13 protein-coding genes are annotated in these 11840 nt (G+C 39.9%); 8 read left to right on the top strand and 5 right to left on the bottom strand.

Annotated elements, in window-relative coordinates:
* Positions 1 to 319: 319 nt before the first annotated feature.
* Positions 320 to 742 (bottom strand): nucleoside-diphosphate kinase, encoded by a 423-nt coding sequence (locus tag AC0L7T_RS01200; protein ID WP_473340498.1) that lies wholly within the window; start codon positions 740 to 742, stop codon positions 320 to 322.
* A 181-nt stretch (positions 743 to 923) separates the two neighbouring features.
* Here AC0L7T_RS01200 and AC0L7T_RS01195 point away from each other — a divergent pair, with 181 nt between their 5' ends.
* The 4 genes from AC0L7T_RS01195 to AC0L7T_RS01180 are packed head-to-tail and all read left to right on the top strand — an operon-like array spanning position 924 to position 4056.
* Complete coding sequence (locus AC0L7T_RS01195; protein ID WP_473340497.1) at positions 924 to 1973, top strand: DHH family phosphoesterase; 1050 nt, start codon at positions 924 to 926, stop codon at positions 1971 to 1973.
* Positions 1957 to 2886 (top strand): FKBP-type peptidyl-prolyl cis-trans isomerase, encoded by a 930-nt coding sequence (locus AC0L7T_RS01190; RefSeq protein ID WP_473340495.1) that lies wholly within the window; start codon positions 1957 to 1959, stop codon positions 2884 to 2886. Before AC0L7T_RS01195 ends, AC0L7T_RS01190 begins: the two co-directional genes overlap by 17 nt.
* Positions 2887 to 2930: 44 nt before the next feature.
* Positions 2931 to 3476, top strand: a complete 546-nt coding sequence (locus tag AC0L7T_RS01185; protein WP_473340493.1) for an FKBP-type peptidyl-prolyl cis-trans isomerase — start codon at positions 2931 to 2933, stop codon at positions 3474 to 3476.
* 19 nt (positions 3477 to 3495) lie between these two features.
* Entirely contained in the window at positions 3496 to 4056 is a 561-nt protein-coding gene (locus AC0L7T_RS01180; protein WP_473340491.1) for an FKBP-type peptidyl-prolyl cis-trans isomerase, read from the top strand.
* A 119-nt stretch (positions 4057 to 4175) separates the two neighbouring features.
* Here the strand turns inward: AC0L7T_RS01180 and guaB are convergent, their stop codons facing one another.
* From guaB to AC0L7T_RS01165, 3 genes are all read right to left on the bottom strand, one after another.
* Positions 4176 to 5654, bottom strand: coding sequence for an IMP dehydrogenase (gene guaB / locus AC0L7T_RS01175; RefSeq protein WP_473340489.1), 1479 nt, complete (start codon positions 5652 to 5654; stop codon positions 4176 to 4178).
* 174 nt (positions 5655 to 5828) lie between these two features.
* A complete protein-coding gene (locus tag AC0L7T_RS01170; RefSeq protein ID WP_473340487.1) occupies positions 5829 to 6137 on the bottom strand; it encodes a hypothetical protein in 309 nt (102 codons plus the stop codon).
* Between the two features lie 110 nt (positions 6138 to 6247).
* On the bottom strand, positions 6248 to 7438 hold the full coding sequence (locus AC0L7T_RS01165; protein WP_473340485.1) for an RsmB/NOP family class I SAM-dependent RNA methyltransferase: 1191 nt from the start codon (positions 7436 to 7438) through the stop codon (positions 6248 to 6250).
* Between the two features lie 108 nt (positions 7439 to 7546).
* Between AC0L7T_RS01165 and AC0L7T_RS01160 the strand changes: the two genes are divergently transcribed.
* Both AC0L7T_RS01160 and prmC read left to right on the top strand, forming a co-directional pair.
* Positions 7547 to 7831, top strand: a complete 285-nt coding sequence (locus AC0L7T_RS01160) for a hypothetical protein (RefSeq protein WP_473340483.1) — start codon at positions 7547 to 7549, stop codon at positions 7829 to 7831.
* A 373-nt stretch (positions 7832 to 8204) separates the two neighbouring features.
* Positions 8205 to 9044 carry a peptide chain release factor N(5)-glutamine methyltransferase gene (gene prmC / locus AC0L7T_RS01155; RefSeq protein ID WP_473340481.1) on the top strand — a complete coding sequence of 280 codons (840 nt, stop codon included), beginning with the start codon at positions 8205 to 8207 and terminating at the stop codon, positions 9042 to 9044.
* A 7-nt stretch (positions 9045 to 9051) separates the two neighbouring features.
* Here prmC and AC0L7T_RS01150 read toward each other — a convergent pair whose 3' ends face one another.
* Positions 9052 to 9660: a thiamine pyrophosphokinase gene (locus AC0L7T_RS01150; RefSeq protein WP_473340479.1), complete on the bottom strand. Its 609-nt coding sequence runs from the start codon at positions 9658 to 9660 to the stop codon at positions 9052 to 9054.
* Positions 9661 to 9981: 321 nt separating this feature from the next.
* Here AC0L7T_RS01150 and AC0L7T_RS01145 point away from each other — a divergent pair, with 321 nt between their 5' ends.
* Positions 9982 to 10494 carry a 3-hydroxyanthranilate 3,4-dioxygenase gene (locus tag AC0L7T_RS01145; protein ID WP_473340477.1) on the top strand — a complete coding sequence of 171 codons (513 nt, stop codon included), beginning with the start codon at positions 9982 to 9984 and terminating at the stop codon, positions 10492 to 10494.
* A 59-nt stretch (positions 10495 to 10553) separates the two neighbouring features.
* Positions 10554 to 11834, top strand: coding sequence for a kynureninase (kynU, locus tag AC0L7T_RS01140; protein ID WP_473340475.1), 1281 nt, complete (start codon positions 10554 to 10556; stop codon positions 11832 to 11834).
* Positions 11835 to 11840: the final 6 nt, after the last annotated feature.

Here is an 11840-nt window from a genome sequence, read left to right as displayed (position 1 = left end):
ACTGGTTACTTCCTTCTCAATAAATTGTATTCACCTGCCGTCCAAATAAAAGGTTGAAGGTCACCATTAACCAACCACATTTAATCATTTGTACTTAGCTTAAGGGTAGAAGGTAGCAAATGTCAGAAGTGGCGCCTTTAAAAATGACCTGAATAAAAAAGTGTAAGGTCAAATTTCTACTTATCCACATCAGGTTTTTGGTCAAAAATTTAGAATTTCCACTAAAAACCAAACGGTTGTACCTGATGAATAAAGTCAAATGTTAAAAAATGCTAAATTTTTCTATCCCTCTCAATTTAAAAGAGGGATAGAAAAACGACTAATCTATCTTTTCGAAAGCATTAAAAAAGAAGCTTCCTTCAATTTCAGCATTTTCATCTGAATCGGAACCATGCACAGCATTGGCTTCGATAGATGTTGCATATAACTTTCTAATCGTCCCCTCTTCTGCATCGGCAGGGTTGGTGGCACCGATCAATTTTCTGAAATCTACAATAGCATTTTCCTTTTCAAGGATTACAGCAATTATAGGTCCTGAAGACATATACTTGCACAAATCATTGTAAAAGGGTCTTTCCTCATGTACTTTGTAAAAATTTCCCGCCAGCTTTTCATCTAGCTTGGTGGTTTTCAATGCAATAATTTTGAAACCTGCCTCTTCGATCATTTTCAAGATTGCTCCTGAATTCCCTGCACTGAATGCATCAGGCTTGATCATGGTGAACGTTCTATTGGTAGCCATAAAGTTTTATTAGGATTAATAGTTAAGGGTGTAAAATTAATCCTTTTAAGTTAAAGTCCGAAAGTTAAAAGGAGATAATAAATAAAGTCTATATTTCGATAAATTGGGAATTGGGAATTTCAGAAAATTATATGGAACTTTGTAACCTGTGTTTTTTAAATACGGTACTCAAATATTACACATGCAGAATATAGATCTATTTAAAGAACAGATTTCTTCAGCTTCGTCCAAAAAGATCGTAATCACCACCCATCATAAACCTGACGCCGATGCACTTGGATCTTCATTAGCTTTAGCAGGCTATTTAAAAAAGAAAGGTCATCAAGTAAATGTGATAACGCCGTCAGATTATCCTGTATTCCTTCATTGGATGAAAGGAAATGATGAAGTGATTAACTATGAAGATCCTGGACAGGTTGAAAAAGCTGAAAAATTGATTGCTGAGGCAGATATTATATTCTGTCTAGACTTCTCTAATCTTAGCCGACTCCAAAAAATGGAAGGAGCAGTACGTCAATCCAAGGCTTTTATGGTCAATATTGACCATCATCAGGAACCAGAGGATTTCGCTGACTTTAGCTATTGCAGTACTGATGCAGCAGCTACCTGTGAGTTATTGTATGACTTAATGGTAAAAGTAGGCGATAGGGATCTGATCGATAAGGACATTGCTGAATGCCTTTATTCCGGAATAATGACGGATACAGGCGGTTTTAGACATCCTAATACCACTAAAAATGTTCATTTAGTTACGGCTGAATTAATTGATCTTGGGGCTGATAACTCTAAGATTGCCAGATTGATATATGATACCTATTCAGTTAACAGGTTAAAATTCCTAGGTTTTGCCCTTACAAGAAGGTTGACTATTTTACCTGAACTCAATACTGCTTATATTGCAATAAGTAAAAAAGACTTGCGGAAATACCATTCACAAACAGGTGATACTGAAGGGCTTGTAAACTATGCCCTTTCTTTGGATGGAATTAAAATTGCAGCCTTATTTACTGAAAGGAAAGATGGCGTTAAAATTTCTTTTCGATCTGCAGAGGATGTCTCAGTAAATAAGTTTGCTGCCAAGTATTTCAATGGTGGGGGCCATAAGAATGCATCGGGTGGAATATCCAATGTGCCTTTGGAAGAAACCATTGAAAGGTTTAAAGAATTAATAAAAGAAAACAAACAAATCTTATTTAATCAATTAGAATTAGTCGATGAAAAAAATCAATAATTTAGTTCTTGGCGCCCTGGTGTTGGCATCTAGCTCACTTTTATTTTCTTGTGAGAAGACACAAACTACTACCGACGGCATAGAATACCGTTATGTTTCAAAAGGTGACAAAGTGACCAAAGACGGAGAATTTGTCGTGTATCATTTTACTGCTAAAACAGGCAGTGACTCATTATTCATCTCCAGTTACGATCAACCAATGCCTCCTTATCTACAGCATTTGGATACGGCAACTGCAAGAACTGGTGTGGATGAAATTTTTCTTAACCTAAACAATGGTGATAGTATTGTTATCACTTCTACTGCTGAAAAAATCTTTACTCCTGAAGGGGTACCTCCTTTCATGACAAATGATGAAAATGTCACTATCAGCATCGGTGTCATAAACGTGCTGGAAGAAGAAGTTTTTCAGGATTACTTCAATGACCTTGCCGCTGAAAACCAGAAAAAACAAATTGAAGAAGCTGCAGGTCAACTGAATGAAGACATCAAATCCATTGAAAGTTATATTTCTGAAAATAATTTGAAGGCGGACAAGACAGAATCAGGTGTATACTACGTCATAGAAGAAGAGGGATCTGGTGCACAAATAACTCAAGGCGACGAAATTTCTGTTAATTATACAGGATACGTTTTGGACGGCACTGTATTCGACACAAGCATTGAGAGCAAAGCAAAAGAATCTGGAACATTTAACGAAGGTAGACCTTACGAACCATTTACATTCAGTGTAGGCCAAGGAATGGTTATTCCTGGTTGGGATGAAGGTCTTCAGTTGTTGAAAAAGGGTTCTAAAGCGAAGTTATTGATTCCTTCTCCACTAGCCTACGGGCCTAGTCAAAGAGGTGAAGTGATCGTTGCCAACTCTATTTTGATATTTGATGTAGAAGTAACAGACGTAAATAAGCAGTAAACCTTTCGCTTCTGCGAAGTAGCAATTATTATTAAATACCTACCATGAAAAGAAACATTAAGTATTGGGCTTTATTGCCTCTAGTGGCCTTCTTGGGGTCCTGTATCTCTGACGATGAGAATGTAGATGTGATTTTTGAGCAAGATCTCAAAAAAATTGAAACCTACGTTCAAAACTTCCCTACAGAATACATGAGAAGTGAAACCGTTGGTGAAACAGGTATTGTACTATTGTTTACGGAAGAAGTAGAGGAAGGCGAATTGGCGCAAGTTGGCGACACGCTGGCAGTGGATTACACAGGTATGCTATTGGATGGGACTGTTTTTGACACTTCCATTGAGCAAACAGCCATTGACAATGGAGTCTACAATGAAAGCCGTACTTATGAGCCTTATGGCATCATTCAAGGTTATTCTAGCGTTATCCAGGGATGGCATTGGTCACTCTCTCGCATGAAAGAAGGAGAGAAAGCTATCGCAATAATCCCTTCTGCTTACGGATATGGATCTCAGGGTCAAGGCCCAATTCCAGCTAATTCGGTATTGGTTTTTGAGTTAGAGATCACTGAAAATCGGCCCGCCCAGCCTTAATCACATGAATAATTAAAGGATGAGATTTACACAAATAATTGTTGTTTTTTTAGTGGCTTTCATGGGATTCTCCTGTGACGATCAACTCAGTGGTTATGGGTATCCAACCTATGACAACGAAGGTAATCTTGCCATTGACAGAGAAAAAATAGACGAGTACTTAAAAACTGCCCAATACGATAGCCTATATCGCATACACGATCCTTCGGGAGTAGTCATTATTGTAGAAGAGGAAGGCGATGGGTCAAGACCAGTATCAGGAAATGTGGTGTATACCAATTATACTGGTTATTTGTTGGATGGATCTGTTTTTGACTCAAATCTGGAAGATGTGGCCATTGCCAACGACATCTATGATGAGGAAAGAACCTACGCTATTTTCAACTTTTTCCTTGGGCTAAGCTCTACACAAGGCGGGGCTATTCAGGGCTTCACGCTGGGTTTCCAAAGACTAAGAAGTGGTGCCAAAGCGACCATCATTATTCCGTCACCTTATGGCTACCAGGACAATGAGTCCGTAGAAAGAATACCCGCCAATTCGGTATTGGTTTTTGATGTGGAATTTCTAGGAATGGACTAAGCATAATCTAAGAAACAGTAAATAGTAAAAGCCAGCGGAAACATTTCCGCTGGCTTTTTTTGATTCCATTTTAAAAAAATTGATTAGGCCAATTCAATTTACAACTACTGCTTAAAACACTACATTTTAGCACTGTAATTCGGCGCTTCTCTTGTTATGCTTATATCGTGCGGATGTGATTCCCTCACCCCCGCAGTTGTGATTTTGACAAATTTACTTTTTTCTCTAAGCGCATCAATAGTAGCTGTACCACAATATCCCATTCCCGCCTGCAAACCTCCTACCAGCTGGTAAAGCACTTCTGATACCAAACCTTTAAAGGCAACTCTTCCAACAATACCTTCTGGAACCAGTTTTTTAACATTTTCTTCAGCATCCTGAAAATATCGATCTTTAGATCCAGATTCCATGGCCTCAAGGGAGCCCATTCCTCTGTAAGACTTGAATTTCCTGCCTTCAAAAATAATGATCTCTCCAGGAGCCTCTTCTGTACCTGCCAGGATTGATCCGATCATAACAGAACCTGCACCAGCCGCCAAAGCTTTAACCACGTCTCCTGAATACCTTATACCTCCATCTGCTATCACTGGCACATTCCTTCCCTTAAGTGCATTTGAACACTCCATAACAGCAGATAATTGGGGCATCCCAACTCCGGCAATCACCCTGGTTGTACAAATACTTCCAGGTCCAACTCCTACCTTGACTGCATCCGCTCCAGCATCAGCTAATGCTATCGCTGCTTCAGCAGTTGCAATATTTCCCACGATGACTTCAAGCTTAGGAAACAGCGCTTTGATTTTCTTACAGGTTTCGATGACCCCTTTGGAATGTCCATGAGCCGTGTCTATACTTACTACATCCACTCCTGCCTTCACCAATGCACCTACCCGCTCTGCGATGTCTGCGGTAACGCCTACAGCAGCACCTACACGCAAGCGACCAAATTCATCTTTACAGGCATGAGGCTTATCTCTCCGCTTAAGTATGTCCTTATAGGTAATCAATCCCGTAAGCTTGTACTCCTCATCAATGATTGGTAATTTTTCGATTTTGTATTCCTGCAAGACCTCTTCTGCCTCTTCCAGCGTAATCCCTGCTTTTGCAGTGATTAGATTCTCAGTGGTCATGATTTCCTTGATAGGTCGAGTCAAATCCTTAATGAAACGAAGATCTCTATTGGTAATAATCCCTTTAAGAAAGCGATTTTCATCCACTACTGGAATGCCACCAATATTGTATTCAATCATGATGGCTACCGCATTTTTTACCTTAGCATCGATGTTTAATGTTATCGGATCCAGTATCATCCCGCTTTGGGACCTTTTTACTTTGCGAACCTGTGCGGCCTGCTTTTCAATGGTCATGTTTTTGTGAATAAACCCAAGCCCGCCTTCTAAGGCGATGGCTATGGCCAATTCAGTTTCCGTAACGGTGTCCATAGCAGCAGAAACCAATGGAATCTCCAATTGAATGTTTCTGGTAAGTTGCGAAGAAGTATTTGTATCACGGGGGAGTACTTCGGAATATCCTGGTACTAAAAGCACGTCATCGTATGTTAGTGCTTCGAAGAGAAATTTATCTGTGTTTGGATTCATGGCAAATGGTTAGTAACCCTATTTGCCCGTCAAAGATACAATGTTTTTAATATGTGAATCAATACTTTCCTGAAAAAAAAAGTTAAAATAATTAAAAATGGCTCCCTTTAAAGGAATAATCTTTGGAGTACGACTATAACGCTAAGTTCAATAGAACAGTTGACAGAGCCCTACTTATCGTATCTCTCCCAAGAACTCTGGACAGGACACAACCCCCCATAGGCTTAAATAGGAAACTTTTAGCAATTCCTTGTTTACTAGCTGTCTTACTGCGGGAAAAAATGCCTTGGTTCGGACCAGTAGCAACCCTTCTCCACAACCATTCCAAATTATGGAATGGTCTGCTGGAAAGCTGGTAATTAACCTGATTTCGACCTTTCGTATAACAAAATCCATCCAGGGATGAGAGAAGGCTTTGAATGGAGAAAGCCCGGAGTATACCACAGCCTTTCCTTCCACAGCCTCCCCAAAAAAGGGTTTCAATGATGATTAGTAAGATTTTTAAGATGATTCTACCTTTAGAAGATAGTAGTCCTTAGTCTGAGGAGAGAACAATACAGTAGCTAAACTATTGAAGAGCAGCAACCAATCCTTTATCCCTTCTTTTTCAATTTAGCAATATAAAACCCATCAAATCCACTTTCATGTGAGAGCACTTGCGTTTCTTCCAAAAGTTCGAATTTCTGCCCTTCTTCACTTTCTAGGAAAGCCGCAACTTGCATGTGATTTTCGGAGGGAAGAATGCTACAGGTTGCATAAACCAATATGCCTCCTGGCTTAAGCATAGACGGATATTGAGACAATATCTCTTTCTGGAGCACTTGTACCTTGGCGATAGATTCCTCGCTAAGTTTCCATTTTGTATCAGGGTTCCTTTTTAAAACCCCCATGCCAGAACAAGGAACATCTAACAAAAGTCTGTCCGCACTTTCATGAAGGCGCTTGATGGTTTTGTTGCTTTCTATGGGCTTTGTTTCCAAAATTGAAATACCTGCTCTTCTAGCCCTTAATTTGGCATTTTGTAGCTTCCAGGCTTCGGTGTCCATTGCCAGGATTCTTCCTTTATTTTGCATCAATGCAGCAAGGTGTAAGGATTTCCCACCAGCACCAGCACAGGCATCAATTACCCTCATGCCAGGCTCAACCTCCAAGGCAGCCGCAACCATTTGGGAAGAAGCATCTTGTACTTCAAATAGGCCTTCCTTGAAAAGTGGTGTTCTAAAAACATTTTTACGCTTGAGTAACACCAAGGCATCAGGATATTCTCTTGGAATATAAGCATTGATCTCCAACTCTTCGAGTTTGATTTTCAAATCGGTTCTAACCGTTTTGAGGGTATTTGCCCGCAAGACCACCTGCGCCTGTTCGTTAAGGCTGTTTAATTCCTCATCCCATTTGTCCCCTAACTGTGAGGAACCCATTTCCTCCATCCAGTCTGGAATGGATTGCAAAACAGCGCGGTCGGTAATTTTTCTTCGATGTTGCCTGATTTTTTCACCATTGATTCCTTTAAATTCCCTCCAGTCAGGCAATGTCCTGTCTTGCAAAACCCAATAGGTACCGAACCAAAGGTAGTAATCATGTGACGGACTGAGTTTTTCGATCAACCTTTTCCAACGGACGATCTCATAAACACTTTCAGCAATAAATGCCCTGTCTCTAGCACCCCACTTAGGGTTTGATCTTAAAACTTTCTCGATTACTTTGTCAGCATAGCGATTATTGTCAAATATTTCCTCCAATGCTTTGACAACTGCATTGACTGTATTTGGAAAGAGCTTCATATAGGCATTTTTGATTAAGCTACAAATATAGAGAATATGTACGTGGAATATTACCATGAAGCATAAGTCGAGTTGGCTTAGTTTGTATATTTTGGTATTTTTGCCATTATGGGAGAAAAAAAATGCCCAAATTGTGGTAAGTGGTCCAATTGGAATCAAAATTTCAGAGATACCTGTGAACATTGTGGCGAAATCCTCAGTAAGGTGGAGGTGGAATTCGAAGAAAAAAGAGCTGCTCAAAAAAAAATAAATGAAGAACAGTGGATTTTCCATATAAAAGAAGCCGACAGTGATTTTGTAAAGAAATCTAAAAAAGTCGGTCAATTCTTTTACAGTATTTACATTACCATCATCACAATTATTGCTTGGTTGATCGCCGCATTACCTGGATAATGTCAGTGCTCAGAAACCCCTACTTCTGGTCACCGTGCCTAATATTCTGGGTCAATCAATACCTTGAAAGGATTCAAAAGTTGTTCTTGCCATTTGTGCACAGCTATTTAGATGACCTTTTGGCTATTCCAGTAGTATTGGGCATTACCCTTCAGGCTTTTCGGTGGATGAATAATACAAATAAACAACTGGTTTTTTCCAGAAATCAGGTCATCGTAGGCCTTGTATATTTCGGTTTTTTGTTCGAAGGTCTTTTGCCTGCCTGGTCTATCACTTATGTTCGCGATCCCCTTGACCTGCTCTGTTATGGTATCGGTACTGTATATTTTTGGGTTTTTATTAATAATAGAGGAATAGGAAAATTAATAACACAATGAATCTAAGGACCCTTTACAAGCATTATGTCGGCGAACTGTCCTCCATTTATCCAGATTCAGAAGCACGAACGCTAGTAATGTGGGTTTTTGAAGCTTATTTATCAGTGAGCAGAAAAGATGTGCTGAAAAATACACCTATAAGCACAATTCCTGAGGCATTAGAAAAAGCATTCACCAAATTAATGGCAGGTGAACCCATTCAATATGTTCTCGGAAAGGCCCCCTTTTATGGCAGGTATTTTAAAGTAGGGCCAGGGGTATTGATCCCCCGCAACGAAACAGAAGAATTGGTACAGCTGATCGCACAAAACCACAAGGGGAAATTGAAAGTCCTTGATCTTGGAACGGGATCTGGCTGTATTGCCATAACTTTGGCACTGGAATGCCCCAAAGCTGAACTTACCGCCATTGACGTAAGTGAGCAGGCTTTGGCAATTGCAAAGCTTAATGCTTCTGAGCTAAAAGCAAAACTTAACCTGGTCCAAAAAGACATACTAGCGGGTGATTTGCAAATGGGTAATTTTGACCTAATGGTAAGTAATCCACCTTATGTCTTGGAAAAAGAACGCTCCTTAATGCAAAACAATGTATTGGACCATGAGCCCCGTTTGGCTTTGTTTGTACCCGATAGCGATCCTTTACGCTTTTACAAAGCCATCGTATTGCATGCCAAGCAAAACTTGAATGCAAATGGATATTTGTATTTTGAAATCAATGAGGCCTTTGGCCTGGAGGTTATGGCCTTGATGCAACTTGAAGGGTTTTCAGAAGTACAGCTCATTCAAGACATCAATGGAAAAGACCGGATCGTTTATGGGAAAAAACAGCTCAATTAAACCCGGATTAAACAAAGGTGCCGAGCCAAAATAATCCATTGCTACTAAAGGTCTGCATGCCTTCTTCTACTTCCAAAAAAGTGGCATACGTAATCGGAAACACATCAGATCCAGAAGCAGCCTGATGTTCTACAAATTGCCCTTCCTTCCCATGAACCTGGATGGAACAATTGGGCAACCACTTTTTTATTTTACCATTTTTAGCTGGAAAATACCGAATCCCATTGTTAAAAAACACAATGTCCAGTTCAGGCAAATACGGATCTAGTTTATCCGAAGACAGAGGATCGAATGACAAGATATTTACCGCCTTGTAATTTTTCTGCGTCAGATACTTCAATCCAACCGCTAAAAAAGAAGCTTCATCGACTGTGATAAAAATTACCGGATATTGCTCCTCAAGCAATATTGCATTGGTTTCCTGAAATTCCTTGTCTGCGATTATTCCATCTATTTTGATCCCCAGTGACATGATTTTATGCACATTGTGCTGGGTCACCAATACTGTCGGCACCCATTCTAGAAGTCCTGGGAGTAAGTTTGTGGTTTCTGTTTCATCGGTCAAAACAAGTAGGGCAGGTTCTTGTTGGTCTTTTACAAAATGATGGGAGGACATAAGGCTTTTGAAAAGGGCTCAGTAAATAAATATTTGAGTAAAATTACGAAGGATTACTGCTGAAAAAAGCCATCCGTTTAAAACTTACTTATTTACTGATTCCAGTAAATCATAGAATAGCCTTTATTAATAGGGACTTCATCAAAATCAAGCAAAAAAACCTTTTCTGAGGTCATTTTCACCTATTTACCAATGCGCTGGTCTATATAGCTAATTACTAGGATTTTTTTTATAATTTTGGACTTCCACACTTTGCCTGTTGTTCATGCCATTCAAAGAACCTGCAGACAAAGAGACCTTACCATTAAATCAATTTATATTATGGCCATTTCTCAACCAATCAACTTCACCAAATGGATAAATGATAACCGCCATTTGTTAAAACCACCAGTTGGAAATCAGCAAATGTACCTCGAGAATGATGATTTTATCGTCATGGTAGTTGGGGGGCCAAATTCCAGAAAGGATTATCACTACAATGAAGGAGAAGAGTTTTTCTATCAGGTAGAGGGAGACATTACCTTAAAAGTGGTGGATGATGGTGAAATGAAAGACATTTCAATCAAAGAGGGAGAGATTTTCCTATTGCCTCCAAAAGTGCCTCATAGCCCCAGAAGGCCTGCCAATACCGTAGGACTGGTGATAGAAAGGTATAGAAAGCCAGGAGAAGAAGATGGATTCTTGTGGTTTTGTGAGAAGTGTGACCACAAACTCTACGAAGAATATGCCACCATAACGGATATAGTTAACCAACTGCCTCCAATTATGGATCACTTCTGGGCCAATCCAGAAAATACCCATTGTAAGAAATGTGGTACAGTGATGGAGAAATAAACCAAGTACCATCAGCTGAATTTAGATCGATTAAGTACACTCCCTTTATCCATCCTCCTATGGACAATATTGAATTTAGATTGACCCCTGAATTTGCACGTATGATGGATCAGGACGATCCTTTGCACGATTTTCGGGAAAAATTTTATATCCCAGAGAAAAATGGCAAGTCCCTTATCTACTTTTGCGGCAATTCCCTCGGTTTACAGCCACGGTCAGTTAAGTCCTACTTGACAAAATATTTGGAAAAGTGGGCCACTAAAGGAGTGGATGGGCATTTTGAAGGAGAAGTACCCTGGGTAGATGCCAGAAAACCATCTAAAAGCCTTTTGGCACCATTGGTAGGAGCAAGTGAACTGGAAGTGGTGGCCATGAATAGCCTCAGTGTAAACCTCCACTTACTTATGGTGTCATTTTACCGTCCCCAAGGAAAAAAAAACAAGATATTAACCGAGGCAGGAGCTTTCCCTTCCGACCAGTATATTTTGGAATCTCAGGTAAAATACCATGGTTTAACTCCAGACGATGCCATCCTTGAAGTGAAGCCAAGGCCTAATGAGCATGTACTTCGTACAGAGGACATTCTCGAGCAAATAAAAAGACACAAAGATGAACTGGCATTAATTATGTTCTCCGGTGTACAGTATTATACCGGTCAGTTATTTGACATGAAAGCGATCAGCAAGGAAGCCAGGCATCATGGTATTTGTGTCGGTTTTGATCTTGCTCATGCCGTTGGCAATGTGCCTCTTCAATTGCATGATTGGGGGGTCGATTTTGCCACCTGGTGTAGCTACAAATACCTCAACTCAGGACCGGGAAATGTTTCAGGGATATTTGTTCATCAAAAACACAGTGACGATGGTCAGTTGCCTAGGTTTGCCGGATGGTGGGGATTCAAAGAAGAGGATCGTTTCAAAATGGAAAAGGGATTTAAACATATGCCTGGTGCTGATGGTTGGTTATTGAGCAATGACAATGTGTTAGGGTTGGCAGCCCATCAAGCTGCTCTTGAACAATTTGAGAAGGCTGGCATAGAAAATTTAAGAAAAAAAAGCATACTATTGACAAGTTATTTGGAATTTGCAATTCGTGAAACGATTAATGGCTCAGAAGCGTTAGAAATTATAACTCCTTTAAAATCAACAGAAAGAGGGTGCCAACTCTCTTTATTAATCCATAAAAAAGGAAAAAGCGTTTTTGATTCATGGATCGAAAACGGTGTCGTAGCTGACTGGAGAAACCCAAACGTAATAAGGTTAGCCCCCACACCAATGTACAACAGTTTTCAGGATGTCTTTGACTTTAGTCAAATTCTCAAAAACTCCCTGAGCGATTGAAGCCTA

This window comes from Cyclobacterium sp. 10D3-21, from assembly GCF_055809755.1.
This window is presented reverse-complemented; position numbering and strand designations above follow the sequence as displayed.

Bases quoted from the DNA above. Each gene is read 5' to 3' on its own strand.
- AC0L7T_RS01180 (WP_473340491.1), top strand. From the start codon at position 3,496: ATGAGATTTACACAAATAATTGTTGTTTTTTTAGTGGCTTTCATGGGA.
- prmC (WP_473340481.1), top strand. From the start codon at position 8,205: ATGAATCTAAGGACCCTTTACAAGCATTATGTCGGCGAACTGTCCTCC.
- kynU (WP_473340475.1), top strand. From the start codon at position 10,554: ATGGACAATATTGAATTTAGATTGACCCCTGAATTTGCACGTATGATG.
- AC0L7T_RS01165 (WP_473340485.1), bottom strand. From the start codon at position 7,438: ATGAAGCTCTTTCCAAATACAGTCAATGCAGTTGTCAAAGCATTGGAG.
- guaB (WP_473340489.1), bottom strand. From the start codon at position 5,654: ATGAATCCAAACACAGATAAATTTCTCTTCGAAGCACTAACATACGAT.
- AC0L7T_RS01160 (WP_473340483.1), top strand. From the start codon at position 7,547: ATGGGAGAAAAAAAATGCCCAAATTGTGGTAAGTGGTCCAATTGGAAT.
- AC0L7T_RS01190 (WP_473340495.1), top strand. From the start codon at position 1,957: ATGAAAAAAATCAATAATTTAGTTCTTGGCGCCCTGGTGTTGGCATCT.
- AC0L7T_RS01150 (WP_473340479.1), bottom strand. From the start codon at position 9,660: ATGTCCTCCCATCATTTTGTAAAAGACCAACAAGAACCTGCCCTACTT.
- AC0L7T_RS01195 (WP_473340497.1), top strand. From the start codon at position 924: ATGCAGAATATAGATCTATTTAAAGAACAGATTTCTTCAGCTTCGTCC.
- AC0L7T_RS01200 (WP_473340498.1), bottom strand. From the start codon at position 742: ATGGCTACCAATAGAACGTTCACCATGATCAAGCCTGATGCATTCAGT.
- AC0L7T_RS01185 (WP_473340493.1), top strand. From the start codon at position 2,931: ATGAAAAGAAACATTAAGTATTGGGCTTTATTGCCTCTAGTGGCCTTC.
- AC0L7T_RS01145 (WP_473340477.1), top strand. From the start codon at position 9,982: ATGGCCATTTCTCAACCAATCAACTTCACCAAATGGATAAATGATAAC.